The 25,774-nt window shown below is 70.1% G+C and carries 20 protein-coding genes; 7 read left to right on the top strand and 13 right to left on the bottom strand.

Annotated features, from left to right (window positions below; translation table 11 throughout):
* Nucleotides 1-107: 107 nt before the first annotated feature.
* The 4 genes from WS95_RS03370 to WS95_RS03355 are packed head-to-tail and all read right to left on the bottom strand — an operon-like array spanning nucleotide 108 to nucleotide 8,603.
* Entirely contained in the window at nucleotides 108-4,295 is a 4,188-nt protein-coding gene (locus WS95_RS03370) for a bifunctional nitrate reductase/sulfite reductase flavoprotein subunit alpha (RefSeq protein WP_059822306.1), read from the bottom strand.
* A 16-nt stretch (nucleotides 4,296-4,311) separates the two neighbouring features.
* Nucleotides 4,312-4,656, bottom strand: a complete 345-nt coding sequence (gene nirD / locus WS95_RS03365) for a nitrite reductase small subunit NirD (protein WP_059822787.1) — start codon at nucleotides 4,654-4,656, stop codon at nucleotides 4,312-4,314.
* Nucleotides 4,657-4,694: 38 nt separating this feature from the next.
* Nucleotides 4,695-7,256 (bottom strand): nitrite reductase large subunit NirB, encoded by a 2,562-nt coding sequence (gene nirB / locus WS95_RS03360; RefSeq protein WP_059822304.1) that lies wholly within the window; start codon nucleotides 7,254-7,256, stop codon nucleotides 4,695-4,697.
* A gap of 21 nt (nucleotides 7,257-7,277) precedes the next feature.
* Nucleotides 7,278-8,603 carry an MFS transporter gene (locus WS95_RS03355; RefSeq protein ID WP_059822302.1) on the bottom strand — a complete coding sequence of 442 codons (1,326 nt, stop codon included), beginning with the start codon at nucleotides 8,601-8,603 and terminating at the stop codon, nucleotides 7,278-7,280.
* 664 nt (nucleotides 8,604-9,267) lie between these two features.
* Between WS95_RS03355 and cobA the strand changes: the two genes are divergently transcribed.
* From cobA to WS95_RS03325, 6 genes are all read left to right on the top strand, one after another.
* Nucleotides 9,268-10,029, top strand: a complete 762-nt coding sequence (cobA, locus tag WS95_RS03350) for a uroporphyrinogen-III C-methyltransferase (RefSeq protein WP_059822301.1) — start codon at nucleotides 9,268-9,270, stop codon at nucleotides 10,027-10,029.
* A gap of 120 nt (nucleotides 10,030-10,149) precedes the next feature.
* Nucleotides 10,150-10,746 carry an ANTAR domain-containing response regulator gene (locus WS95_RS03345; RefSeq protein WP_034204726.1) on the top strand — a complete coding sequence of 199 codons (597 nt, stop codon included), beginning with the start codon at nucleotides 10,150-10,152 and terminating at the stop codon, nucleotides 10,744-10,746.
* 5 nt (nucleotides 10,747-10,751) lie between these two features.
* A complete protein-coding gene (locus WS95_RS03340; protein ID WP_059822299.1) occupies nucleotides 10,752-11,804 on the top strand; it encodes a CmpA/NrtA family ABC transporter substrate-binding protein in 1,053 nt (350 codons plus the stop codon).
* A 121-nt stretch (nucleotides 11,805-11,925) separates the two neighbouring features.
* Nucleotides 11,926-12,522 carry a uracil-DNA glycosylase family protein gene (locus WS95_RS03335; protein WP_059822297.1) on the top strand — a complete coding sequence of 199 codons (597 nt, stop codon included), beginning with the start codon at nucleotides 11,926-11,928 and terminating at the stop codon, nucleotides 12,520-12,522.
* Nucleotides 12,523-12,602: 80 nt separating this feature from the next.
* Nucleotides 12,603-13,544 carry a helix-turn-helix transcriptional regulator gene (locus WS95_RS03330; RefSeq protein ID WP_059783360.1) on the top strand — a complete coding sequence of 314 codons (942 nt, stop codon included), beginning with the start codon at nucleotides 12,603-12,605 and terminating at the stop codon, nucleotides 13,542-13,544.
* Nucleotides 13,545-13,662: 118 nt separating this feature from the next.
* Entirely contained in the window at nucleotides 13,663-14,361 is a 699-nt protein-coding gene (locus WS95_RS03325; RefSeq protein ID WP_034204722.1) for a fumarylacetoacetate hydrolase family protein, read from the top strand.
* Nucleotides 14,362-14,417: 56 nt separating this feature from the next.
* Here the strand turns inward: WS95_RS03325 and WS95_RS03320 are convergent, their stop codons facing one another.
* The 7 genes from WS95_RS03320 to pdxR form a co-directional block, all read right to left on the bottom strand.
* Nucleotides 14,418-14,957 (bottom strand): DUF4303 domain-containing protein, encoded by a 540-nt coding sequence (locus tag WS95_RS03320; RefSeq protein WP_034206174.1) that lies wholly within the window; start codon nucleotides 14,955-14,957, stop codon nucleotides 14,418-14,420.
* A gap of 126 nt (nucleotides 14,958-15,083) precedes the next feature.
* Complete coding sequence (locus WS95_RS03315; RefSeq protein WP_059822296.1) at nucleotides 15,084-16,295, bottom strand: MFS transporter; 1,212 nt, start codon at nucleotides 16,293-16,295, stop codon at nucleotides 15,084-15,086.
* Nucleotides 16,296-16,527: 232 nt separating this feature from the next.
* Nucleotides 16,528-18,114 carry a trypsin-like peptidase domain-containing protein gene (locus tag WS95_RS03310; protein WP_059822294.1) on the bottom strand — a complete coding sequence of 529 codons (1,587 nt, stop codon included), beginning with the start codon at nucleotides 18,112-18,114 and terminating at the stop codon, nucleotides 16,528-16,530.
* A gap of 353 nt (nucleotides 18,115-18,467) precedes the next feature.
* Nucleotides 18,468-19,379 carry a hypothetical protein gene (locus tag WS95_RS03305; protein WP_059822293.1) on the bottom strand — a complete coding sequence of 304 codons (912 nt, stop codon included), beginning with the start codon at nucleotides 19,377-19,379 and terminating at the stop codon, nucleotides 18,468-18,470.
* A 50-nt stretch (nucleotides 19,380-19,429) separates the two neighbouring features.
* A complete protein-coding gene (locus WS95_RS03300) occupies nucleotides 19,430-20,269 on the bottom strand; it encodes a CPBP family intramembrane glutamic endopeptidase (protein WP_059822291.1) in 840 nt (279 codons plus the stop codon).
* Nucleotides 20,270-20,694: 425 nt separating this feature from the next.
* Nucleotides 20,695-21,042 carry a hypothetical protein gene (locus WS95_RS35540; RefSeq protein WP_230624768.1) on the bottom strand — a complete coding sequence of 116 codons (348 nt, stop codon included), beginning with the start codon at nucleotides 21,040-21,042 and terminating at the stop codon, nucleotides 20,695-20,697.
* 39 nt (nucleotides 21,043-21,081) lie between these two features.
* On the bottom strand, nucleotides 21,082-22,560 hold the full coding sequence (pdxR, locus tag WS95_RS03290; RefSeq protein ID WP_059822289.1) for a MocR-like pyridoxine biosynthesis transcription factor PdxR: 1,479 nt from the start codon (nucleotides 22,558-22,560) through the stop codon (nucleotides 21,082-21,084).
* Between the two features lie 174 nt (nucleotides 22,561-22,734).
* On the opposite strand from pdxR, the gene WS95_RS03285 reads away from it, so the two are divergent.
* On the top strand, nucleotides 22,735-23,937 hold the full coding sequence (locus tag WS95_RS03285) for a GNAT family N-acetyltransferase (RefSeq protein ID WP_034204716.1): 1,203 nt from the start codon (nucleotides 22,735-22,737) through the stop codon (nucleotides 23,935-23,937).
* A 23-nt stretch (nucleotides 23,938-23,960) separates the two neighbouring features.
* On the opposite strand, the gene WS95_RS03280 is transcribed toward WS95_RS03285, so the two are convergent.
* Nucleotides 23,961-24,449, bottom strand: coding sequence for a DUF3331 domain-containing protein (locus WS95_RS03280; protein ID WP_059822287.1), 489 nt, complete (start codon nucleotides 24,447-24,449; stop codon nucleotides 23,961-23,963).
* A gap of 44 nt (nucleotides 24,450-24,493) precedes the next feature.
* Nucleotides 24,494-25,705, bottom strand: a complete 1,212-nt coding sequence (locus WS95_RS03275) for an MFS transporter (RefSeq protein ID WP_059822785.1) — start codon at nucleotides 25,703-25,705, stop codon at nucleotides 24,494-24,496.
* Between the last annotated feature and the right edge of the window lie 69 nt (nucleotides 25,706-25,774).

Raw genomic sequence — 25,774 nt, 5'->3', positions numbered from 1 at the left:
ATCGACGGCCCGCCTCGACGGTTCGGACCGCCGGCGGCCGCCGACCGGCCGGCCGCCGCGTGGAACCCGCGTGCAGGCGCGGCGGCATCAAGCCGCCCTGCCCGTGTTCAATACACGTCCCGCATATAGCGCCGCGCCTTCGAAAGCCGCGCGACGTAGTCGTTCGCGGCTTCGTCCGACATGCCGCCGTGCTCGGCGACGACCGCCTTCAGCGCGGTATCGACGTCCTTGGCCATTCGCGCGGCGTCGCCGCACACGTAGAAATGCGCGCCTTCCTCCAGCCAGGCGAACAGCTCGGCGCCGTGCTCGCGCATCCGGTCCTGCACGTAGATCTTGTCGACCTGGTCGCGCGAGAACGCGAGATCGAGCCGCGTGAGGAACCCGCTGTCGTGCATCGCGCCCAGCTCGTCGCCGTAGTAGAAGTCGGTCTGCGCGTGCTGCTCGCCGAAGAACAGCCAGTTGCGCCCGCGCGCGCCGCGCGCCCGCCGCTCGTGCAGGAAGCCGCGGAACGGCGCGACGCCGGTGCCCGGGCCGACCATCACGATCGGCACGTCGCCGTTCACCGGCGGCCGGAAATGCGCGGACTTCTGCACGAACACGGGCACGCGGCCGTCGTCCGCGCGATCGGCGAGGAACGTCGACGCGACGCCTTTGCGCGCGCGCCGGCCGTTGTGATAGCGCACGGCCGACACGGTCAGGTGAATCTCGCCCTCGTGCGCGCTCGGGCTCGACGCGATCGAATAGAGGCGCGGCTGCATGCGCTTGAGCATGCCGACCAGCTCCGCCGCCGACAGCTCGACCGGGTATTCGTGCAGCACGTCAGCCAGTTGCTGCCCCCACAACCATTGCTTGAGGTCGGCCTTGCGATCGTCGCCGAGCAGCGACTTCAGCGCGCCGTTCGCGCTGCGCGACGCGATGAAGGCCAGCGTGTCCGGATGCGGGCGCGTGATGTCGAAGTGGCGCGCGAGCGCATCGCCGAGCCGGATATCGCCGATGCCCGCCACCGACACGGGCGCATCGGCCTTCAGCGCGGTGACGGACAGCAACTCCTCGACCAGTTCCGGACAGTTGGTGGGCCATACGCCGAGCGCGTCGCCGGTTTCGTATTCGAGGTTCGCGCCCTGGGTCGACAGCGACACGTAGCGCGTGTCCTTCGCGGCGCCCGGCCGGTTCAGCCGCAGATTCGCGACGAGCTTCGACGGCGCCGGATGCGCCTTCGTCGGCAGCAGCCCCGACGGGCTCATCGCGCCGGACGGCACCGCGTGCAACGCGGCATCGGCCTCCTTGATCCGCGCGACGACGCGCTCGAGCCACCGGTCGGCATCGTGCTGGAATTCGACGTCGCAATCGACGCGCGCGCACAGGCGCACCGCACCGAGCTCCGCGAGCCGCGCGTCGAGCCGGCGGCCGTGGCCGCAGAACTGGTCGTAGTTGCGGTCGCCGAACGCGAGCACCGCGAAATGCACGCCGTCGAGGCGCGCGGCGCTGCCGGCTTGCAGCGCGTCCCAGAACTCGCTGCCGTTGTCGGGCGCATCGCCGTCGCCGAACGTGCTGGTCATCAGCAGTACGTATTGCGCACCGGCCAGCGACGTGACCGGGTAGTCGGACATGCACGCGGTGCGGATCTCGAAGCCCGCGTTCATCAGCTTCGTCGCGTAATCCTCGGTCAACGATTCGATGTTGCCGGTCTGCGATGCCCACAGCAGCGTGACCTTCGGGCGCGGGCGCACGATGCGCACGCCGCCGGACGCGGCGGCGTCCGCCGGCAGCGCGGGCGCCGCGGCGCTCTGCGCACCGGCGGGCAGCGAGCGACTGAACAGACCCGCGAGCATCCCGTCGAGCCACAGCCGCACCGGCGGCGCGAGCGGCGCGCCGGCCGGCAGCACCGGCACGCCGCCTTCGCGCCGGCCGGCGCTTGCCTTCAGCCCGCTGACGAGGCCGGCCACGTACAGGCGCTCCGCGTCGGTCAGCGGCGGCGGCGCGAGATCGGCGACGCCGAGCGCGGCCGCGAAAGTGTCGATGTCTGCCATGTCGGATTCCTGTGAAGCCGCGGCCTGCGCCATCGCCGGCGCGGGCCGCGCGTCGTCGGCGCATGTATCGGGTTGCGCGGTGTCGTCGGCGGCGGACGCGAACGCGTCGGCCTCGACGCGCCGCAGCGCGACCGCGCAGTATTTCAGTTCGGGCTGCTGCGATTCCGGGTCGATCGCATCGTTCGTCACCGCGTTGATGCACAGGTCGTCGCCGTATACGTCGTTCCAGTGCATCGGCGCGAAGCAGTTGCCGCGCCGCACGCGCTCGGTCACGACAGCCGGCAGCACCGCGCGGCCCCGCGCCGAACGGATCTCGACGCTGTCCTTCGCGGCGATGCCGAGCGCGCCGGCATCGTCCGGGTGCAGTTCGACGAACGGACGCGGGTTGAGCTTGTTCAGCATCGCGACCTTGCCCGTCTTCGTCATCGTGTGCCACTGATGCTGCAGCCGCCCGGTGTTCAGCACGATCGGGAACGTGTCGTCGGGCAGCTCGGCCGGATCGACATGCGGCCGCGCGAAGAAGCGCGCCTTGCCCGACGGCGTCGGGAACGCGATGCGCGGCGCTTCGCTGCCGTCGGCCGCCGTGCGCAGCGGCTGGCTCACGCCGTCGTTCAGGTAGCGGATCGGATGCCGCTCGCGCGCGGCGCCCGGTGCGACGGGCCACTGCACGGGCCCGTCGCGCAGCGCCGCGTGGCTCGCGCCGCGCAGGTCGTAGCCGGTCGCCGGATTCGAGAAACGGACGATCTCGTCGAACACGTCGGCCGCCGACGCATAGTCGAACGCATCGCCGAAACCCATCGCGCGGGCGACTTCCGCGACGATGCGCCAGTCGGGCAGCGCGTCGCCGGGCGGCGCGACCGCCGCGCGCATCAGCGTCATGTTGCGCTCGGAGTTGATCATCACGCCGTCGCCTTCGGCCCACAGCGCGCCGGGCAGCAGGATGTCCGCGTAGCGGTTGGTCTCGGTGTCGAGGAACGCGTCCTGCGCGATCACGAGCTCCGCCGCCTGCAGCCCGGCGATCACGTTGCGCCGGTTCGGCACGGTCGCGACCGGGTTCGTGCAGACGATCCAGCATGCCTTGACGTCGCCGGCCGCCATCCGCGCGAACAGGTCGACCGTGCCCTTGCCCGTGTCCTTGCGCAGCGTGCCGGCCGGCACGCGCCACAGGTTCTCGACGAAGCGGCGATCGTCGTCGGATGCCACCGAGCGCTGGCCGGGCAACCCCGGCCCCATGTAGCCCATCTCGCGCCCGCCCATCGCGTTCGGCTGGCCGGTCAGCGAGAACGGCCCGCTGCCCGGGCGGCAGATCTTGCCGGTCGCGAGATGCAGGTTGCAGATCGCGTTGGTGTTCCACACGCCGTGCGTGCTCTGGTTGAGCCCCATCGTCCAGCAGCTCGTCCATTCCTGCGCGTCGCCGATCCATTGCGCGGCCGTGCGAATGTCGGCTTCGGCCAGCCCCGTGATCTCGGCGACGCGCTCGGGCGGGTAGTCGGCGAGGAACGCGGGCATCGCGTCCCAGCCTTCGGTGCAGGCAGCGATGAACGCGGCGTCGGTGCGGCCGTTCGCATGCAGCAGATGCAGCAGCCCGTTGGTCAGCGCGAGATCGGTGCCCGGGCGGATCTGCAGGAACAGGTCGGCCTTGTCGGCGGTCGCGGTGCGCCGCGGGTCGACCACGATCAGCTTCGCGCCGGCCTTCACGCGATCCATCATCCGCAGGAACAGGATCGGGTGACAGTCGGCCATGTTCGCGCCGATCACGAAGAACAGGTTCGCGCGGTCGAAATCCTGGTACGACCCGGGCGGGCCGTCCGCGCCGAGCGACTGCTTGTAGCCGGTGCTCGCGCTCGCCATGCACAGGCGCGAGTTCGACTCGATGTTGTTGGTGCCGACGAAGCCCTTCGCGAGCTTGTTCACGAGGTATTGCGCCTCGATCGACATCTGCCCCGACACGTAGAACGACAGCGCGTCGGGCCCGTGCGTATCGAGCACCGCGCGCAGCCGCCATGCAGTCTCGGCGATCGCGTCGCGCACCGGCAGCGGCACGAGGTCGTCCTCGCGCGCGCGCCGCACGAACGCGCGGTCGAGCCGCCCCGAGCGACGCAGCGCGACGTGCGCCGACGAACCCTTCGTGCACAGCCGCCCGAAGTTGGTCGGATGGTCGGCGTCGCCGGACACCTTGACGACTTCGCCCTCCTCGACGTGCAGCACCATCCCGCAGCCGACGCCGCAGTACGGGCACACGCTCTTGACGGGGGTGGCGGTCATGCGTGCTCCGGGGCGCTCAGGCCGCGATCCACACGTAGCCGTCCTCGACCCGCGACGGATACGCGTTCACCGACTGGTCGGGCGCTTCCAGGCATTCGCCGGTACGCAGGTCGAAGTGCTGCTTGTACAGCGGCGACGCGACCACGATGCGCTCGCCGAGGCTGCCGATCAGCCCGCGCGACATCACGGCGGCCTGCGACACCGGGTCGACGTTGTCGATCGCGAACACGCCGCCGTCGGGATGCGCGACGTGAAACACCGCGACCTGCTCGCCGTTGACGAGCGCGCACACGCCCGTGTTCGGCACGATGTCGTCGAGCGGGCACACGCGGGTCCAGGACAGCGGAAGACGATCGTTCATGATGGGCTCCTTGAGAAAGACGCTGGTGTCGGCGAGGGTCAAACGGTTGCGGGTTCGGCGACGACCGGAATCGCCACGGGTTTGCCGCGCACGCGCTCGTCGGGCGTCGCGGGCCGGATCTGGCCGCGCGTCTCGACGAACGCGATGGTCGTGTCGGGCGCGTCGCTGTTCACGAAGTGGCGGAAGCGCTTGCGCGTGTCCGGATCGGTGACGGCCTTCTTCCATTCACATTCGTACGTATCGACCACGTGCTGCATGTCGGCCTCGAGTTCGGCCGCGATCCCGAGCTTGTCGTGCACGACGACGTCGATCAGGTAGTCGAGGCCGCCTTCGAGGTTGTCGCGCCACACGCTGGTGCGTTGCAGGCGGTCGGCCGTGCGCACGTAGAACATCAGGAAGCGGTCGATGTAGCGGATCAGCGTCGCGCGATCGAGATCGGCCGCGAGCAGTTCCGCGTGGCGCGGCTTCATCCCGCCGTTGCCGCACACGTACAGGTTCCAGCCCTTCTCGGTCGCGATGACGCCGACGTCCTTGCCCTGCGCTTCCGCGCACTCGCGCGTGCAGCCGGACACGCCGAACTTGATCTTGTGCGGCGCGCGCAGCCCCTTGTAGCGATTCTCCAGATCGATCGCGAGGCCGACCGAATCGTCGACGCCGTAGCGGCACCACGTCGACCCGACGCACGATTTCACGGTGCGCAGCGCCTTGCCGTACGCGTGTCCCGACTCGAAGCCGGCCGCGATCAGTTCCTCCCAGATCGACGGCAGTTGCTCGACGCGCGCGCCGAACAGGTCGACGCGCTGACCGCCCGTGATCTTCGTGTACAGGCCGTATTTTTTCGCGACCTGACCGACCGCGATCAGCCCTTCCGGCGTGACTTCGCCGCCCGGCATGCGCGGCACCACCGAATACGTGCCGTCGCGCTGGATGTTCGCGAGGTAGTAGTCGTTCGAATCCTGCAGCCCCGCGTGCTCCTTCTTCAGCACGAACTCGTTGAAGCACGACGCGAGGATGCCCGCGACGGCCGGCTTGCACACGTCGCAGCCGAGCCCGCGGCCGTGCTTATGCAGCAATTCGTCGAAGGTCGTGATGCGCTCGACGCGGATCAGGTGGAACAGCTCCTGCCGCGAATACGCGAAGTGCTCGCACAGATGATTGTTGACCGCGAGGCCCTGCTTCTTCATCTCGGCCTTCATGATCTGCGTGACGAGCGGCACGCAGCCGCCGCACGACGTGCCGGCGCCGGTGCACGTCTTCAGCGCGCCGAGGCTCGTCGCGCCGTCGGCCACGGCCGCGCAGATCTGCGACTTCGACACGTTGTTGCACGAGCAGATCTGCGCGGCCGCGGGCAGCGCGTCGACGCCGACCGCCGGCTTGGCCGCGCCGTCCGACGACGGCAGGATCAGGAATTCCGGCGACTCGGGCAGCTCGATGCGGTTCAGCATCATCTGCAGCAGCGTGCCGTACTCGGCTGCATCGCCGACCATCACCGCGCCGTGCAGGAACTTGCCGCAGTCGGACACCACGAGCTTCTTGTAGACCTGGCGGCGTTCGTCCGCATACTGGTAGGTGCGGCTGCCGGCCGTCGTGCCGTGCGCGTCGCCGATGCTCGCGACGTCGACGCCCATCAGCTTCAGCTTCGTGCTCATGTCGGCGCCGGCGAACGCGGCGTCGGCCGCGCCGCCGAGCCGTTTCGCGACCACGCGCGCCATGTCGTAGCCGGGCGCGACGAGGCCGTACACCATGCCGTTCCAGGCCGCGCATTCGCCGATCGCGTAGATGTCGGCGTCGCTCGTGCGGCATGCGTCGTCGATCGCGACGCCGCCGCGCGGGCCGATGTCGAGCCCGCACGCGCGGGCCAGTTCGTCGCGCGCGCGGATGCCGGCCGAGAACACGATCATGTCCGTGTCGAGATGCGTGCCGTCGGCGAACGCCATCCGGTGCGCGCCTTCGTCGCCGTCGACGATTTCGAGCGTGTTCTTGCCCGTATGCACGGTCACGCCGAGCGCCTCGATCTTCGCGCGCAGCATCCGACCGCCGCCGTCGTCGACCTGCACGGCCATCAGGCGCGGCGCGAATTCGACCACGTGCGTGTCGAGCCCCATGTCGCGCAGCGCCTTCGCGCATTCGAGGCCGAGCAGCCCGCCGCCGATCACGACGCCGCGCTTCGCGTGCGCGCCGCACGCCTGCATCGCTTCGAGATCCTCGATCGTCCGGTACACGAAGCAGCCCGCGCGATCGCGGCCCGGCACCGGCGGCACGAACGGACGCGAGCCCGTGGCGAGCACCAGTTTGTCGTACGCGAGCGTTTCGCCCGATACGAGCGTGACCGTATGCGCGGCGCGGTCGATCGACGCGACTTGCGCGTTCACGCGCAGGTCGAACTGCGGATGGCGCTCGAAGAAGCCGGGTTCGACGAGCGACAGGTCGTCCGCCGACTTGCCCGCGAAGAATTCCGACAGGTGCACGCGATCGTAGGCCGGGCGCGGTTCCTCGCCGAGCACGGTGACCTGCAGCGTGCCTGCCGTGCCGGCTTGCGCCGCGATGCATTCGAGGAGCTTGTGGCCGACCATGCCGTGGCCGATGACGATGAGTTTCATGATGACGGTTCCTTCGGTCGATCAGTTCGCGGCGCTCGCGGCGGCCAGCGCGCGATCGCGCAGCTCGGCTTCGCGCGCCTTGTGTTCGTCGCTGAAGCGCACGGCCATCGCGCACAACGCGGTCGCGGTGACCGCGAGGCCGAGCAGGCTCAGCGTGTGCTGCACGTCGCCGACGCCCTTCAGCAGGAAAGCCGCGGCGACCGCGCCGACGTTGCCGCCCGCGCCGACGATCCCCGCGACGCCGCCGAGCGCCTTGCGGTCGATGAACGGCACGAGCGCGTAGGTCGCGCCGCACGCCATGTGCGTGAAGAGGCCGAAGGTCAGCATCGCGACGAGGGCGATGCCGACGCCTTGCGCATGCGAGAACCAGATCAGTCCGAGCCCTTCGCCGACGATGAGCGCGCACAGCAGCATCGCGCGCACGTCGAGGCTGCGGCGCGCGGCGATCTTGTCGGACAGCCAGCCGCCGAGCGCGCGGGCGAACAGCGCGAGCAGACCGAACAGGCCGACCGCGAAGCCGGCATCCTTCAGCGACAGCTTGAAGTGATCGACGTAGTACAGCGCGGCGATGTTGTGAATGAACACCTCGACGCCGAAGCAGGCGCCGTACGTGACGAACAGCATCCACACGCGGTAGTTGCCGCAGGCGGCGAAGAAGCTCGCCCAGCCGCCCTTCTTGCCGCTGTCGACCGTTACGCCCTGCTTGCGCAGCGCGACGAAATCGCCCTGCGGACAGTCCTGCGTGAAGCGCCAGTACGCCCACGCCATCGCGAGCATCGCCACGCCCGGCACGATCAGCGCGATGCGCCACGACGCGCCCTCGCCGAAGCCGAGCATCAGGCCGGCGGCGACGAGCAGCGGCATCAGCGCCTGCGTCGCGCCGGCGCCGGCATTGCCCCAGCCGGCCGTCGTCGCGTTCGCGGTGCCGACCACGTTCGGCGCGAACATCACCGACGTGTGGTACTGCGTGATCACGAAGCCCGCGCCGATCGCGCCGATGCCGAGCCGGCAGATCAGGAACCACAGGTAATCGTGCGTGAACGACACGGCGAACACGGGGATCGCGCCGAGCAGCAGCAGCCCGGCATACACGCGGCGCGGCCCGAAGCGGTCGCACATCGGGCCGACCAGCAGCCGCACCGCGATCGTCGCGGCCACCGCGGCGATGTTGATGTTCGCGACTTGCGCCGCCGTGAGATGGAATTCGCGCGCGATCAGCGGCATCAGCGGCGCGCACGCGAACCATGCGAAGAAGCATACGAAGAACGCCATCCACGTCAGATGGAACGCGCGCATCGGCGCGGTGCGGAGGCTGAAGAGATCGATACGGGTAGCTTTGTCGGTCATGTCATCCGCCAAACGAAAAACGGCGTCCTGCGCACCCCGTCTCGTCGAGAGACCCGATGCGTAGGACGCCGTTGCCCATGAAGCCCGTTGCCGGGCGCTTCTGTTGATCGGTACTGCGGGCGAATCGTCGTTGATCCGCTCCAACCAGCTTATGCAAACGCCGTGCCATATCGGCCCGAATCGCGCGGGCAGCCCCGCCGCGCAAGGCGCGCCGGCCAATAGGCGCGACGCTCCGGCACGCGGCGCGCGATGCGTCGCGATGCAGCGAGGCACAGATGTGGTGCGCTGCAGCACTGTCGCCGTGCGACATTGCGGTGCGCGCCGACGGGGCGCGATGCACGCCGATGCGGCATCGCGACGGTCGCGCGCACGGCAAGCGGCCTGCAAGCGCGCGGGCATCGCGCGGTGCGTCGCGGCACACGATGCCCGCGCAACGGACGGGTTGGCCCGGATATTGCTGAACCCCATGCATCACACCGGCAACGGCGCCGGTGGGCAGTCCCCGCAAAACCCTGCTCGCGCTTCACGGCGAGCCTCCAGGACAACGGCGTCCCCCCGTGCTCGGCCACGGCCGGATGCCGGTGCGTTTCGACCGCCCGCCGCCGCCGCGCAGCAACGCACTATCAGACCGCCGCATGGATGCGATGCGGCACAGGAACACGACATGACGACAGGCAAAGTCACGCTGCTGGGCGCCGGCCCCGGCGATCCCGATCTCCTCACGCTGAAGGCGGTGAAAGCGCTGGCCGCCGCCGACGTGCTGCTGCTCGACGATCTCGTCGCGCCCGGCATCGTCGAACTCGCGCCGCAGGCGCGCGTGATCCGCGTCGGCAAGCGCGGCGGCTGCCGCTCCACGCCGCAGGCGTTCATCGAGAAGCTGATGCGCCGCCACGCGCTGCGCGGCGCGCACGTGGTGCGCGTGAAAGGCGGCGACGCGCTGCTGTTCGGGCGCGCCGGCGAAGAACTCGCGACGCTGCGCGCGGCCGCGATTCCCGTGGAGATCGTCAACGGCATCTCGTCGGGATTCGCCGCCGCCGCGAGCCTCGGCATCTCGCTCACGCACCGCGAGCACTGCCAGGGCGTCACGTTCGTCACCGCGCACCGCCAGGACCACGGCGAACCCGACTGGGCACGGCTCGCGGCGACCGGCACCACGCTCGCGATCTACATGGGGATGAGCCGCGTCGACCGCATCGCGGCGGGCCTGCTCGCCGCGCTCCCGGCGTCGACGCCGGCGGCGGCCGTGCAATGGGCCGGCACGCCGGACGAGCGCCGCTGGACCGGCACGCTCGGCACGCTCGCGGGCGGCGTCGAAGCCGCGCGGCTCGGCAGCCCGGCCGTGATCCTCGTCGGCGGCGCGATCGGCGCAGCGGCCGCCCAGGGCGTGGACGCGGCAGCCGGCGCGACGCTTGCGCGGGCCGCCTGACGTGCGCGGCATCGCGCGGCTTCGGCCGCTCCCCGTTTCCTTTGCCGCCGGCCGCGCGTGCGGCCCGAATCCCTCGTTCGCCCCTTGTACCGACGCGTCACTGCCCCTGTTGCCCGCCTCATGAGTTCGTCCGCCCTGCCCGCCCGCCTGCGCGTGCTGCTCGTCACCGATACCGACAAGCCGATCGGCGAACTCGGCGACGCGCTCGCGCGCCTCGGCTACGAGATGCTGAACGACGTCGCGACGCCCGCGCGCCTGCCGGCGGCCGTCGAGGAGCAACGCCCCGACGTCGTGATCATCGATACCGATTCGCCGTCGCGCGACACGCTCGAGCAGCTCGCGGTCATGCATGCGACCGCGCCGCGCCCCGTGCTGATGTTCAGTCACGACGCCGATCAGGAACTGATCCGCACGGCGGTCGGCGCGGGCGTCAGTGCGTATCTCGTCGAAGGATTGTCCGCCGAGCGCCTCGCGCCGATTCTCGAAGTCGCGCTCGCGCGCTTCTCGCACGACGATGCGCTGCGCCGCCGGCTGGCCGACGTCGAGCGCGAACTCGCGGAGCGCAAGCTGATCGATCGCGCCAAACGCGTGCTGATGGACCGGCGCAAGCTGTCCGAACACGACGCGTATGCGGCGCTGCGCAAGCGTGCGATGGATCAGGGCCTGCGCATCGTCGACGTCGCGCGACAACTGCTCGACGCGTCACCCCAGTCATGAGTGCAATGAATACATCTCCTCCCGCCGCGCCGGAACGTGCGCATCTTCGCCTCGGCTTCGTCGCGCTCAGCGACGCGGCCCCGCTGATCGTCGCGCACCGCCTGAACCTCGGCGCGCGCCACGGCCTCACGCTCGAACCGAACCGCCAGCCGTCGTGGGCGGCCGTGCGCGACAAGCTGCTCAGCGGCGAGCTCGACGCCGCGCATGCGCTGTACGGGCTCGTCTGCGGGCTGCAGCTCGGCATCGGCGGCCCGCAGGCCGACATGGCCGCGCTGATGGTGCTGAACCGCAACGGCCAGGCGATCACGTTGTCGCGCGGCCTCGCCGACGCGTACCGCCAAACCGGCAGCGTGCGCGCCGCCTTCGCGACGCTCGGCCGCAAGCCGCTGCTCGCGCAGACCTTCCCGACCGGCACGCACGCGATGTGGCTGAACGCGTGGCTCGCGTCGCACGGCGTCGATCCGCTGCGCGACGTGCGCAGCGTCGTGATTCCGCCGCCCGAGATGGTCGCCGCGCTCGCGGGCGGCGAGCTCGACGGGTTCTGCGCGGGCGAACCGTGGCATGCGGTCGCCGAAGCATGCGGCGCGGGCCGGACCGTCGCCGTCACGAGCGAGATCTGGCCCGATCATCCGGAGAAGGTGCTCGCGACCCGGCGCGATTTCGTCGCGCTGTATCCGGCCAGCGCCCGCGCGCTGATCCGCACGCTCGTCGATGCATGCGCATGGCTCGACAGCGCCGCGCACCGCCGCGAGGCGGCCGACTGGCTCGCGTCGCCCGACGCGCTCGGCGTGCCGGCCCGGCTGATCGCGCCGCGCCTGCTCGGCGACTACGGCGCGGGGCCGTTCGCCACGCCGCCGCTGCCGATCCGCTTCCACGACGGCGGCGCGGTGAACCGGCCCGATCCGCGCGAGGGCCTGTGGTTCCTGTCGCAATACCGGCGCTGGGGCATGCTCGACGGCACGCACGACGACGCGGGCATCGCCGCGGCGATCGCGCAGACCGCGTTGTATGATGCTGCGGTCGCCGAAGGCGGCGCAGCGGGCCTGTCGCAGGCGTGACGCGCGCCGCGCGGTGCAGCCGGCGTGCGCTGCCGGGCCAGGGCGCCCGGCCGCTGCCCGCGCGTGCCGCTCGTGCCGCTCGTACGACAGCGCCTCGCCACTCCGTCCCCGCTCCGAACCGATGCCGAAACGAACGCGCGCGCCGCTCGACGTGCTGCTCACCGAAATCCGCGCGTGCCGTGCATGCGAAAACGACCTGCCGCTCGGCCCGCGCCCGGTCGTGCGCGCGCATCGCGACGCGCGCATCCTGATCGTCGGGCAGGCGCCGGGCGCACGCGTCCATGCGAGCGGCATCCCGTGGGACGACGCGAGCGGCAAGCGGCTGCGCGACTGGCTCGGCGTCGAGCCCGACGCGTTCTACGACGAGACGCGCTTCGCGATCGTGCCGATGGGCTTCTGCTACCCGGGCCGAGGCGCGAGCGGCGACAACCCGCCGCGCCCCGAATGCGCGCAATTGTGGATCGACCGGCTGGTGGCCGAACTGCCGTCGATCCGGCTCACGCTGCTGATCGGCCAGTACGCGCAGCGGCATTTCCTGCGCGGCACGCGCAAGGCGACGCTGACCGACACCGTCCACGCGTGGCGCGACTACGGCCCCGCGATCCTGCCGCTGCCGCATCCGTCGCCGCGCAACCAGGCGTGGTTCAAGCACCATCCGTGGTTCGACGCCGAGGTCGTGCCCGAGCTGCGGCGCCGGGTCGCGCCGCTCGTGGGCTGACCGCGCAAACGCCCGTCCCCGTCGCGCCCGGTTCGCTGTACCATCGCGGCTCATCCGCGTCACGAACAGCAGAATCCTTCATGCCCTCCACCGCCCCGCCGCGCCTGTACGGGATGCCCGAACGCAGCGACCGGCTCGATTTCTACATCCGCGACCAGGCGTCGCGCCAGGCGATCACCGAGCCGCATCGGCACGCGTATTTCCAGATCCAGTTCAACCTCGGCGGCGACACCGAGCAGCGCATCGGCGGCGTCACGCGGCCGTTTCCGCGCGGCGCGCTCGCGTTCGTGCTGCCGCACCGCGAGCACCTGATTCCGCATCCGGAAGGCGCGCACTTCATCGTGATCAACTTCAGCCAGGCGTTCCTGCGCGCCGATCTCGACGTCGATCCGCTCGACCTCGAGGACGTGCCCGCGCACCGCTTCCCCGAGCTGACGCCGTTCCGCTTCCAGGAGCACCTCGATTTCATCCTGACCGGCGACACGTACGACGAAGCGCGCCGCCTCGCGCTGTGCATGCTCGACGCCGATCGCGTGCGCACCTTCGGCTCGACCACGTTGCTGCGCGGCTACCTGCTGCAACTGATCGGGCTCGTCTGCACGCAGTACGCGGGCGCGCTCGACAAACTCGCGCAGCGCGGCGCCCAGCGCGCCGGCCGGCGCGACGCGCTGGCCCGCGTGCTGCGCCACGTGCGTGCGAACCTGACCCGCGAGGACCTGACGCTCGCCGCGACCGCCGAAGCCGCGTTCCTCTCGCCGAACTACCTCGCGCACCTGGTCCGCAAGGAAACCGGCAGCACCTTCACCGATCTCGTGACCGAGCGCCGCATCGCGCTGGCGCAGTCGCTGCTGGCCCATACCAGCCGGCGCATCGCGGACATCGCGCGCTCGGTCGGCTTCCGCGACGAAGGGTATTTCGCGCGGCGCTTCCGCGCGCGGGTCGGCGTCTCGCCGAAAGCCTATCGCGACGCGAACGCCGCGTTGCCCGACGGCGACGATCCGCCGGCCGCCGCCGACGCGTAGTTTTGTCCCGGTAAAACGCAGTTGCGTCGCATCCGGGCGCACGCGCGTCGGGTATCGTTGCACGCATGCCGGCGCGGTGCGCCGGCCATCCGTCTTCCTACCGAACGAGGGCCATCCGATGTCCGCCTATGTCATCGACGCCGCCGAGCGTCCTTCAGTCGAAGTCGACCAGTCGTCCGCGCGCTTTCCGGTACGCCGCGTATTCTGCGTCGGCCGCAATTACGCCGACCACGCCCGTGAAATGGGCGCCGACCCCGACCGCGAGCCGCCGTTCTTCTTCACGAAGCCGGCCGACGCGATCGTCCCGGCCAGCGGCACGGTCGCCTATCCGCCGCTGACGAACGATCTCCATCACGAAATCGAGCTGGTCGTCGCGATCGGCAAGGACGGCCGCTCGATCGACCCGGCCGACGCACTGTCGCACGTGTGGGGCTACGGCGTCGGCGTCGATCTCACGCGCCGCGACCTGCAGGCCGAAGCGAAGAAGCTGAGCCGCCCGTGGGACTGGGCAAAGGGATTCGATGCATCGGGCCCCGTGACCGCACTGCGCGCGGCGACGGCCACCGGCCATCCGGCCGCCGGCCGCATCTGGCTCGCGGTCAACGGCGACACGCGCCAGCAAGGCGACCTCGCCGACATGATCTGGGCCGTGCCCGACGTCATCGCGTACGTGTCGCGCTCGGTCGAGCTGAAGGCCGGCGACCTGATCTTCACCGGCACGCCGGCCGGCGTCGGCGCGCTGCAGCCGGGCGACCGCGTGACGGGCGGCGTCGACGGCATCGCGACGTTCGAATTCGTGGTCGGCGCGAAGCCTTGACGGCGTTTGCGGGGGCGGCTGCCTGCCCGGGCCGCCCCGCGATACCTCGATGCCGGTCAGTCGTAGCGACGCAGGAACGCGTCGGCGACGGCCGGCGGATTCAGCGCTTTCGCCGAAGCGTTTTCCAGCGCCTCGGCTGCGTCGTCGTCGCCGATCGACACGAACAGCGTGACGGCCGCCCGGTCGTCGCCCGTGCCGAATACGCCGTCGCGATCAAGCAAACGTAACGCCTCGATCATGTCGGCGTGCAGTTGCCGCGAAAATTCGGCGAATCGCGACCGGACGAACTGCGGGCTCAGCACTTCGTCGGCCAGCCTGCCGCAGATCGCGTTGAACGGCGACGCCTCGGCCGCCGCGTACGCCCATTCGGAAACGCCCCACACGAACCGCGGATCGTCGTCCGCAACCGCCTGCCGCGCGCAGATCCGGCGCAGCCCTTCGAGCGAATTGGCTGCCGGCGCGACCGTCATCGCGCCGCTGTCGGTGTACAACGCAAACGCGTAGAAATGCTCGTCCGGGTGCAACGCCCGCAGCGCCCTGAAGGTCGCCCTCGCGGCATCGGCAATGTCTCGCTGGAAATCAGAAAAGTCGCTCATCGCATCCTCGTCCAGTCGCCCTTCGTGCTCGCCGGGACACGTGGCGCGCGGATCGTGCATCGTCTCCCGGCATGCGGCGGATTGTCCGTCATTCGGCCGCGCGCCGGTACCGGGGCGCACCCGCGCTCACCGCCCGGCGTCCTGCGCGTCGAACGCCCGCACGCACACGGCGGCCGCCAGCGCGACCGTCGCCGACAGCAGCATCGTCGCGAGCGGCAGGTAGCCCGCATTGGCGGAGGTCAACAGCGCGCCCGTCAGCGACGACAGCGCGGCGCCGCCGCCGATCGTCATCGCGCCGGCCAGCCCCGACGCGCTGCCCGCCAGTTCCGGCCGCACCGACACCGCGCCCGCATGGGCGGCGGGATTGCTCAGTCCATTGCCGATGCCGACCAGCACGCACGGCCCGAACCACGCAAGCGCGTGCGTCGCGCCGCCGAACACGAACACGAGGCCGATCAGCGGGCCCGCACACGCCACGATCCGCCCGCACAGGATCGTCGTGGCCAGCGCATGGCGGCGCGCGACCCGCGCGGCCACGAAGCTGCCGCACACGAACCCGGCCGTGATCGTCCCCATGTAGAAGCCGATCTCCGCCGGCGCGATGCCGAACCGCGTTTTCGCGGCGAGCGGCGCGCCGGCCAGAAACGCATGGAACGCACCCGTCGAAAACGCCATGCACAGCGCATAGGCCCAGAAACGGCGCGCACGCAGCAGCGCCGGATACGCGCGAAGCTGCTGCCCGAAGCTCGACGACCGGTGCGTATGGGTTTCGACGAGATCGAGCGCGCACCAGCCGAACAGCGCGATGCCGACTGCGGCCAGCAGCCAGAAGCTTGCGCGCCAGCCGACCGTCTGGTCGAGCGCGCCGCCAAGCGTCGGGCCGAGCATCGGCGCGAACGCGGCGGCCATCGCCGCATAGCCGATCCGGCTCGCCGCGCGCGCGCCGCCGCCGGCGTCGCGGATCGCCGCCATCGACACCGGATAAACCGACGTGATCGCCGCCTGCATCAGCCGGCAGCCGAGAAACACGCGGATATCGGTCGCCATCGCGCAGCCGAGCGAACCGAGCGTGAATATCGCAACGCTCGTCAGCACGACCGGGCGCCGCCCGAACCGGTCGGACAGCGGCCCCGTCACGCATTCGAGCGACGCGGCCACCGCCGCATACCCGCCGAGCGACAGCGCGACGACCGCATAGTCGGTATGCAGGTCGCGCACGATCGTCGGCAGCGACGACAGGAACAGGCTCAGCGGCAGCACCGACAACGCGCACAGCAGGATCAACGTCGCATGCCGCGGCGACGCCGGGTCGGAAGCGGTCGACAGGTTCGATGGCAAGCGGATGCCCTCCCGCGCACGGGCCGCATGGCCGCGCGCAACACAAAAAAAAGCCCCCGAACGAGTCGGGGGCGCATGGATGCCGGCGCGGTGCCGCTACCGGACCTTGCGCCTGTGGACGACTACGATGAAGCATGCCGTTTTCATGCCGAATGGCTCCCGAATGCGTGGCGGACCGCCAGCGATAGCGGACGATGTTAGGTGGACGACGGCACCCGCGTCAACGCCCTCACTAACGCGTGCGCACCGAGACGAACTTCCGCGCGTTGTTGCGCTGGATCAGCACGGCGATCACGCTGCCGCCGTTCGCTTCGAGCGTCTGCACGTCGTCCGGCGTCTCGAGCAGCGTGTCGTTGAGCTCCAGCACGACGTCGCCCGGCTGGATGCCTGCGCGCGCGGCCGGGCCGTGCACCGCGTCCACCATCATCCCGACCGCGAGCCCCGTCGAACGGCGCTCGTCGTCGCTCAACGCGTGCATCGTCAGCCCGAGACGATCGCCGTGGTCGCCGCTGTCGCCTGCGCCGCCGGTACCCGGCCCCGGCCGCGCGGCGGCCTTCGGCGCGACCATGCCGACCGTCGCCGCCGTGCCGCCACCCACGTCGTCGGCGCCGGCGATCGTCAGCGTCATCGGCGCACGGTTGCGGATCACGCGCAGCGGCGCCTTCCCGCCGGGCGGCAGCGCGGCGGCCAGGTCGTTCAGTTCGGCCGAGCGACCGATGGCCGTATCGCCCATCTTCACGATCACGTCGCCGGGCTTCAGGCCGGCCGCGGCGGCCGGCGAGCCGGGCTCGACGCCGTTGACGAGCGCGCCCGCCGGACGCGGCAGCCCGAACGCCGCGGCCAGACCGACGCCCACGTCCTGCACGTCGACGCCTAACGCATTGGCGGACGGTGCGCCCGGCGCCGGCGCCTGAGGCTGCTGCGCCTGCATCTGCGCCTGCCGTTGCGCGCGCAACTGGGCGCGCACCTTCGCCGCGAATGCGATCGGGATCGCGAAGGTCGTGCTCGCGTAGCGGTCGGCGCCCGTATAGACCTGCACCGCGATACCGATCACGTCGCCCGCGCGATTGAACACGGGGCCGCCCGAGTTGTCCGGGTTCGGCGCGATGTCGGTCTCGAAGAACGGGAATGCGCTGCCGTCCGGCAGCCGGCGCGACGTCGCGCTGACGATGCCGGCCGTGACCGTGTTGCCCGACCCGTCCGGCGCGCCGATCGTCATCACCGGTTCGCCCGCGCGGACTTTCGACGAATCGCCGAGGCGCACGAACGGCAGCTTCCGCGCGTCGACGCGCAGCATGGCCACATCGCTTTGCGGATCGACGGCCAGCACCGTCGCCTTGAATTCGCGGCGGTCGACGAGCCGCACGGTCACGTCGGTCGCCTCGTCGACCACATGGGCGGACGTGACGATCAGGCCGTCGGCGCTGACGATGAAGCCCGAGCCGCTGCCGGACACCGTACGCGGCGCGGTATCGGGCGCCGGCGCCTGCGGCCCCTGCGCGGGCGTTGGTGCGCCATGGCGGAAGAACGCGGCGAGCGGATCGTCGGGATCGAGGATGGCGAAGGCCGGGCCGCCGGTCTGCGGATCGGGGGTGGCGGCCAGGACGGTCACGACCGCCGGGCCGTAGCGCTCGACGATCGCCGGGAAGTCGACCGGCATCGCATAGGACGCGGCGGGCGGCCGTGCCTTCATCGCCGGCGGTGCGGCGGGTGGCGCGAGGGTGCCGGCGATGGCGGCGGGCGGCGGCAGGACTCCGGCAAACACGCCCCCGATCAACGCGGTGCGAAGCACGGCGCGAGCAAGCGTCTGGCAAACCACGGTGCACCTCCCCCGGGCAGTCGCGGTCCCCCTGCGCGAGACGCGCAGGCGCCCGACAAACACCGGCACACCCAACCATTTATAGCCTACGCGCCGGGTGGAACATACGAATCGAAACCCGTATGCCGGGAGGTACCCGAGCGGCGGAACCGCGACGGCGTTCGTTTCGAACAAAGCGCGCGGTTCGTCAATCCGAACATCCACCACGCATCGGTGCGGGCGTCAGTGCCAGTGTCATCGTCGCGGTCTGCGGCCGGACATGCCACCTGTCGCGCATCACGGACAGGTGGCCCGCACACCGCAAACGGTTCGTCATCGGCCCCCGTCCATCGACGAGCCGGCACCGGCTCCGGTCAGTGGCACGACAACACCGCCACGCCGCCGACGCCTTGCGTGTTCGGCAACGCAACCGTGTAACCGACGGCCACCAGCGGCTGGGCCGCGTCGTGTCCGACCACGATCGATTGAATCGTCGCGGGGCCGGTGGTCTTCAGCACGCCGTTCAACGGCACCTGCGTATACGTCAGCCCGTATTGCGCGCTGTCCAGCTTGATCGACAGGTTCAGTGTGGTCAGCATGCGCGTGACCGGATCCAGCGTGGCCGAACTCGACACGAGCGCACCGCTCGTGTCGCCGTTGTTGCTCGCCACCGTATCGGCCATCACCTGGGTACACGAAAGCGGGCCGCCCGTGGCGGGCAACGACAGCGGCGTGCCGACCGCGTAGTGCACGCCTTGCGTATCGGTATACGTATTGCCGTCGGTGTCCATCGCGCGATTCCACCGGCCGATCGCCACATCGGTGCCGACGCCCTGGATGTCGGTCACGGCCCCATGGTCGAGCCCGAGGCAGTCGGTCGCCGCCGCCGACGACGCAAGCGTCGTAAATGCGCCGCTACCCTGCTGAACCAGGCTCGTCGCCGGCACATTGGCCGCCGTCATGTTGCGGTTCTTCGCGTAATCGCTCGGCAAATTCGGCACGACGAGCACCGCCAGTTGGCCGTTGCTCGCCGCGACCGGCGACGCAGCCCCCGAATAGCTGAAGTTGCCGTTCGGTCGGCAAGCCGTCTGGACCGCAGGCTGGGTCGACGCGCCCGGCGCTGGCGCCGGCGCGGCGGGCGACGTGGCCGTCGGCGTTCCCGTCGTATCGTCGTTCGACGCGCTGCTTCCGGTCTTGGCGCCGCCACCGTCATCGCCGCCGCCACATGCCGTCAGCATCAGCACCGTACTTGCCAGCCCCACCAGAAAGATTTGCTTGCCCCGCATCCTTCACCTCGTTTTCTCGTTGTAGAAGCCCATCGCCGTGCGCGCTCGTTTCACGCGTTGTCGTTTGCCGTACTCGCCGACACCATTCGCTGCTCATCCACCGCCTTGACCAGCCACCATGCGCCGACGCCGCCCAGCACGAGCGCGCCGAACCACCAGGACGTCGGCCAGATTTCCAGCAGGCTCTCCCCGGTGAGAACGAACGGCGATTTCAGCGCGACGATCACGACGGCCGTGTTGTAGCAGGCATGAATCAATATCCCCGGCAGCAGCGATCGGGTAGCCGCATACAGCTTGCCGATCAGCAAACCGAGTCCGAATGCGAGCGCGAACTGATACACGTTCAAATGCGCAAGACCGAATACCGCGGCCGAATGGGCGATAGCCGTTCCCTCCGGATACTGTCGCAAGAAGCTGCGCAGCATCACGCCGCGAAACAGCATCTCTTCGAGTAGCGGCGCAATCGCGCAGGTCAATACGATCAGGCCGAGCCCGCCATTCACATAAACCTCGCGGGCGTCGTCTCGGGTTCCGGTCCACGGGAAAAACTGCCCGACGCCGACTTCGAGCACGCTCATCGTCACGAGCAAAGCCGGTGTCATCAGCACGATGGGCACGAAAAATCGCCCGATCGTCGTTCGCCAGGAATCGACGCCGTCGTGCAGCAAGCTGCGGTAGGTCAATTTGCCGTGATGAAGCAGCACCGTAAATACGAGGCCGTTCGCGAGCACCCGCCCGATGCTGGCGATTGCCATCGTCTGCAGCCCGGCGCTGCGGCCAGCCGACCAGATGATCGAGTTCATCAGATACTCGACCATGTTCAGCACGACGACGGTAAAAAACGCTTCGAGCAGATTCGGGAAGCAATAAGAGCTTGAATCAGATTTCATCTGGATTGATACGATTTCGCAGGCGGCATACGCGGTAATCGCGCCCGGATGCCTGCAGCCGATCTCGTCCGATCGGCATTGTTATTTATCGGAGCACACGACGAACGTGACTCATTGCGGCCTGCCCGGTCTTTGTCCGCCACATCGAGTCATCGCCGGAAAGTAACCGTTTGTTACGGAGAGGGATCGTCGCTCATGGCACGAATCGTGGCAAGCGCCGTTGACCATTCTTTACGATCGAAAAGACAAAACGCGCGAATCGGACTGCGCAATCAGCCGTCGTTAATATCGAGATATCGGCCGATCTTTTAAAATATTTAGCGATTTTCGGCCTGCCCGGCGTTTCAATATTTTGAAAGCACCGATTACCTGACGCACCAGTAACGCGCGGCGAATTCCTTGTCGATCGTCACGGAGACCATCCCCTAAGCGCCGCGCGGCGGCTTGCCGTCCGTGCAGGCGGCGCTGTCCGATACCGAGTACTCGATATTGCCGCGCTTGAACGACCAGTCGGTGCTCACGCACGGATCCGTTCCGCCCGTGGTTTCCGTGCCGCCGAGCACTTCGACGTCCGGCTTCCCATCGACCGGATGCGGTTTGTTCCACGCGCGGTAGCGCAATGCGCCGCGATCCGCCACGCGGTCGATCACGATGTGATGCTTGTCGGTATCGCAAACGAAGCCGTCGCGTGTCGGTCGAGCGTGGGCAGCGGCCGCCGCCAGCGACGCGCAGGCAACGGCAACGAACAGGAACGACGGACGGCATGCAATCATGATCGGGTGGGGGGAAGTCGGAATCGCGCAACTATACCGTCACGCACCATCCGCGGCCACCTGCTCCGCGATCGCCGACACCATCCGCAACATCGGCTCGAACGCATCGGCCGACGTATTGCCGAAACCGAGCACGAGCCCGTTGCGTGCCCGCGCCGCATCGATCGCGAAACCCGACAGCGGAAACGGGCCGATGCCATGCGCGCGCGCCGCCTCGACGATCGCGCGATCGCGATAACGCGCCGGCAGCCGCAGCGCGAGATGCAGCCCGCACGGGCCGCCCTCGACCTGGTGCGGCACGCTCAGGCTGCCGTCGAGCGCGGCGAGCAGCAAACGCCGCCGGTCGCGATACAACCTGCGCATCCGCCCGAGATGCCGGCCGTACTCGCCCGTCTCGATGAAATCGGCCAGCGCGAGCTGCACATGACGCGTCCCGCCGCGCAGCATCTCCGGCAGCGCCGGCCGCACGGCGGCCAGCAACGCGTCGGGCAGCACGAGAAAACCGATCCGCAGCGCCGGAAACATCGTCTTGCTGAACGAGCCGAGATAGACGACCGGCGAATCGGGCGCGAGCCCATGCATCGCGCCGATCGGCTCGCCGGTGTGACGGAATTCGCTGTCGTAGTCATCCTCGATGATCCACGCGCGATGGCGGCGCGCCGCATCGATCAGCGCGAGCCGGCGCGAGATCGACAGCACGGCGCCGGTCGGGAACTGGTTCGACGGCGTCGTGTAGACGAGGCGCGGCGGTCGCTCGCGCCAGTCGTCCGGTTCCGCGCGCAGCCCTTCCGCGTCGACCGGCATCGGCACGACGTCGAGGTCGGCCGCCTGCATCGCGGTGCGCGCACCGCGATAGCCGGGCTCCTCGACCCACACCGTATCGCCCGGATTCGTCAGCAACTGCGCGCACAGCGCGATCGCCCCCTGCGCGCCCTCCGTGATCACGATCTGCTCGGGATCGCAGCGTACGCCGCGCGTGACGGCCAGATGGCGCGCGATCGATTCGCGCAACGCGGGCTCGCCGAGCGGATCGCCGTACGCCAGCAGGTCGCGGCCGGCGCGGCGTAACGCGCGATCGATCGCGTGCCGCCACGCGTCCACCGGAAAATGCGACAGCGCCGGCACGCCCGGCCGGAAGCCCTCCGATTCGCCGGCGCCGACGAGGCTCGCGCGAATCCGGCCGAGCCGCTGCGCGACGGTCGGCGGCGCGGCACGCCGGCGCGGCGGCGCCGGCCGCGACAGCCCGACGACCCGCGTGCCGCGACGGTCCGACTGCAGGAAGCCTTCCGCGACGAGCTGCTCGTACACGGCGGCCGTCGTATTGCGCGACACGCCGAGCGTTTCGGCCAGCGCGCGCGTGCCGGGCAGCCGCGTGCCGGCCGGCATCGCGCCGCCGAGAATCGCGTCGCGCACGCGACGCAGCAACTGGCGCTGCAGCGAAGGTGCGCCGGGCGTGCGCGCCAGCGGCGCATCGAGCGGCAGCAACGGCGCGCCGCCGGAAGGAAAGGCAGTCGTCATCGGAACATCGCAGCGTGAAAAGGTCGAACGTACGGTGAGCGGCGTACGGCTGACGGCCACCGATCGTGGCACCATAAATTTGCCGTTCGCTGGCGCTTCTCATGGTACCTCGCCGGGACTACGATCGTCTGCATGCCGGCATGTCGCCGGCCGCCAACCGAAGCGAGATCGACCTTGCCCACGCTCACCAACGCTTTCCAGCAGCCCATCGGCCAACCCGTTCCCGACTGGTCCGCGCGTCCGCGCCCCGAGCGCATCGCGCTCGAAGGCCGCTACTGCCGGCTCGAACCGCTCGACGCCGAGCGCCACGCGGCCGACCTGTACGCCGCCTACGCCCAGGCGCCCGACGGCAGCGACTGGACCTATCTGGCGCACGGCCCGTACGCCGACGAGTCCAGCTACCGCGATTACGCGCGCGGCGCGCAGGCGAGCACCGATCCGCTGCACTACACGGTGATCGACCGCGCCACGGGCCGCGCGGTCGGCACGCTCGCGCTGATGCGCATCGATCCGGCCAACGGCGTGATCGAGGTCGGTTCCGTCACGTTCTCGCCGCTGCTCAAGCGCACGCCGGTGTCGACCGAAGCGCAGTTCCTGCTGATGAAGTATGCGTTCGACACGCTCGGCTACCGGCGCTACGAATGGAAGTGCGACGACCTGAACGCGCCGTCGCGCAAGGCGGCCGCGCGGCTCGGGTTCCGCTACGAAGGCACGTTCCGGCAGGCGATCGTCTACCGCGGCCGCAATCGCGACACCGCGTGGTTCTCGATCATCGACGGCGAATGGCCGGATGTCCGCGCCGCGTTCGACGCGTGGCTCGCGCCGGAGAACTTCGACGCGCAAGGCGAACAGCGCCAGTCGCTCGCCGCGATCCGCCACGCGCAGGCCCGCGCGCGCGACGCCGCCGGCCGCGCGAACGATGCCACGCGCGTCGCGGTGCGCCCGCTCGTCGCCGCCGACGAAGCCGCGTGGCGTCCGCTGTGGCAGGGTTACCAGAAGTTCTACGACACCGCGCTGAGCGATGCGGTGTTCGCGACGACGTGGGCACGCCTGATGGATCCGGCCGAGCCGATGTTCGTGCTCGGTGCGTTCGACGCGTCGGGGGCGCTGGTCGGGATCGTGCACGCGATCTACCACCGCTCGTGCTGGACCGAAGGGCCGTACTGCTACCTGCAGGACCTGTACACGGCGCCCGACGCGCGCGGGCAAGGCGCGGGCGGCGCACTGATCGAGGCCGTGTACGAACGCGCCCGCGAAGCCGGCGCGAGCCGCGTCTACTGGCTCACGCACGAAACCAACACGACCGCACGCGCGCTGTACGACAAGCTCGCGAACAACGCCGGTTTCATTCAGTACCGGCACGATCTGAAGAAGTAACGTCGCCCCCGGACGGCCGATGTTCAGCCATGAACATCGGCCGGATCGCGGGCGTCGCCGTCCTCCGGCACGTCGTCGTGCGCCGCACCGGCCATGCCCGGCACCGCAGCCGGGCAGATCATCTCGTCGCCATTGGCCGGCACGGGCCGCCGTACCGGCCGGAACACCGGTTCGCCGGGCGCGATCGGCTGCCCCGAGAGCGCGCAGCGACCGGGCTGCAACGCGACGCGCAAGCGCCAGCGTTGTTCGCCGTAATGACACCGGCCGCTCTCGACCCATCGCACCAGCAGCCCGTCGCGACCGGCCTCGAGCACCGTGACGAACAGTTGCGGGCGCAACGGCGACACCGCGGCCGTCGCGTGCTCCGGAATCGGCGCACGCCCGATCGTCACGAGCGAATGCGCGAGCACGCCGCCGCGCGACGGCATCGGATCGTCTTCGCCGAGCGCGGACGCGGACACGTCGCACGACAGGTCTTCTTCGCGGGTCGGGCTTTCCATGATGTCGAGCATGCTTGACGGATTTCCGTGCAGGTTGAAAGACGCCGGCGCCGCACTCAGCGCCGGCCCATCGGTTCGCGCAGCAGGCACAGGCCGATCGCCGCGCCGACGACGGCGGCCGCGAGCATCAGCCCGACGCCGCCCGACCAGCCGAATGCACCGACGATCGCGCCGATCGTCAGCGGCCCGATCACCTGGCCGAGATAGTTGCCCTGCACGACCCAGCCGATGCTGAGCGGCGCCAGCGACGGCGACGGCGCGGAACCCGGCGCGCACGCGAGAATCGTCGCGGGCAGCATCCCGGCCATCGCCGAGAACGCGAACCCGAGCGCGACCGCGAGCGGTGCGGGCGTCGCCGCGCTGAAGAGGCCCGCCCCCGCCGCGCCGATCGCGACCGACGTCGCGGCCATCACGAGCCCCGGTCGCGCCCCGCGCGACAGCAACCAGCCGGCCGTCAGGTTGCCGATCACGCATGCAGCGACGATCGCCGCACTGATCAGCCCGGCCGCGCCGACGGCAACGCCGAGACGCTGCATCAGGAACACCGGCAGGAACGTCATCGCCGCGAAGAACTGCACGTTGTAGGTCGCGAAACCGAGTGCGAGGAGCGTGGTCGAGCGCGCCGCGAGCACGGTGCGCAGCGCGGGCCCGATGCGCGTCGCCGCGGCCTGCCGCGCCGGTGCGTCGGCCGACGTCGTGACCGGCACCGCGGCGGCGGCGACGAGCGTCAGCGCCGCGGCCGCGAGCCAGCCGTTGCGCCAGCCGCCGAGCAGCGGCCCGACCAGCATCGACAGCGCCATGCCGGCCGGCATGAAGGTGCTCCACAGGCCGAACGCGAAATTGCGCCGCTCGGGCGGCGTCACGCGGTTCAGCACGGCCGGCGCGGCGACCACCACGATCACGAACCCGAGCCCTTCCGCGAAGCGCGTGGCCAGCAGCAGCGCGAAGCTGCCCGCCCATGCGCCGACGATGCTCGACAGGCCGAGGATGACGAGGCCCGTCACCAGCAGTCGCCGGTCGCCCCAGCGCCGCACCAGCACCCCGGCGGCAATCCCGCCGAACACGCCGACGAACGGAAACACCGACATGATCCCGCTCAGCGACGCGAGCGAGCCGCCGAACTCGTGCTGCAGCGACGGCAATGCGATCGTCGCCTTGCCGACGTGCAGCGCCGACACGATGCTCGCCAGCACGACGTTCGCGACGGCGGCCCGGTAGCTGCGCGACGGCAGCGTGGCGGCCTCGGCCGCGACAGGCGATTCGGTCATCGTCACCTCCGTTGAGGCGGCCGCGTGCGACGGGATGTCTCGCACGGCCGCAATCGGACCGGCGCCCAT

Origin of the sequence: Burkholderia sp. MSMB1826 (assembly GCF_001526325.1) — a bacterium.
GTDB lineage: Bacteria > Pseudomonadota > Gammaproteobacteria > Burkholderiales > Burkholderiaceae > Burkholderia.
This window is presented reverse-complemented; position numbering and strand designations above follow the sequence as displayed.

Coding starts and splice junctions, on each gene's coding strand:
- WS95_RS03370 (WP_059822306.1), bottom strand. CDS start 4,295: ATGACCGCCACCCCCGTCAAGAGCGTGTGCCCGTACTGCGGCGTCGGC.
- nirD (WP_059822787.1), bottom strand. CDS start 4,656: ATGAACGATCGTCTTCCGCTGTCCTGGACCCGCGTGTGCCCGCTCGAC.
- nirB (WP_059822304.1), bottom strand. CDS start 7,256: ATGAAACTCATCGTCATCGGCCACGGCATGGTCGGCCACAAGCTCCTC.
- WS95_RS03355 (WP_059822302.1), bottom strand. CDS start 8,603: ATGACCGACAAAGCTACCCGTATCGATCTCTTCAGCCTCCGCACCGCG.
- cobA (WP_059822301.1), top strand. CDS start 9,268: ATGACGACAGGCAAAGTCACGCTGCTGGGCGCCGGCCCCGGCGATCCC.
- WS95_RS03345 (WP_034204726.1), top strand. CDS start 10,150: ATGAGTTCGTCCGCCCTGCCCGCCCGCCTGCGCGTGCTGCTCGTCACC.
- WS95_RS03340 (WP_059822299.1), top strand. CDS start 10,752: ATGAATACATCTCCTCCCGCCGCGCCGGAACGTGCGCATCTTCGCCTC.
- WS95_RS03335 (WP_059822297.1), top strand. CDS start 11,926: ATGCCGAAACGAACGCGCGCGCCGCTCGACGTGCTGCTCACCGAAATC.
- WS95_RS03330 (WP_059783360.1), top strand. CDS start 12,603: ATGCCCTCCACCGCCCCGCCGCGCCTGTACGGGATGCCCGAACGCAGC.
- WS95_RS03325 (WP_034204722.1), top strand. CDS start 13,663: ATGTCCGCCTATGTCATCGACGCCGCCGAGCGTCCTTCAGTCGAAGTC.
- WS95_RS03320 (WP_034206174.1), bottom strand. CDS start 14,957: ATGAGCGACTTTTCTGATTTCCAGCGAGACATTGCCGATGCCGCGAGG.
- WS95_RS03305 (WP_059822293.1), bottom strand. CDS start 19,379: ATGCGGGGCAAGCAAATCTTTCTGGTGGGGCTGGCAAGTACGGTGCTG.
- WS95_RS03300 (WP_059822291.1), bottom strand. CDS start 20,269: ATGAAATCTGATTCAAGCTCTTATTGCTTCCCGAATCTGCTCGAAGCG.
- WS95_RS35540 (WP_230624768.1), bottom strand. CDS start 21,042: ATGATTGCATGCCGTCCGTCGTTCCTGTTCGTTGCCGTTGCCTGCGCG.
- pdxR (WP_059822289.1), bottom strand. CDS start 22,560: ATGACGACTGCCTTTCCTTCCGGCGGCGCGCCGTTGCTGCCGCTCGAT.
- WS95_RS03280 (WP_059822287.1), bottom strand. CDS start 24,449: ATGCTCGACATCATGGAAAGCCCGACCCGCGAAGAAGACCTGTCGTGC.
- WS95_RS03275 (WP_059822785.1), bottom strand. CDS start 25,705: ATGACCGAATCGCCTGTCGCGGCCGAGGCCGCCACGCTGCCGTCGCGC.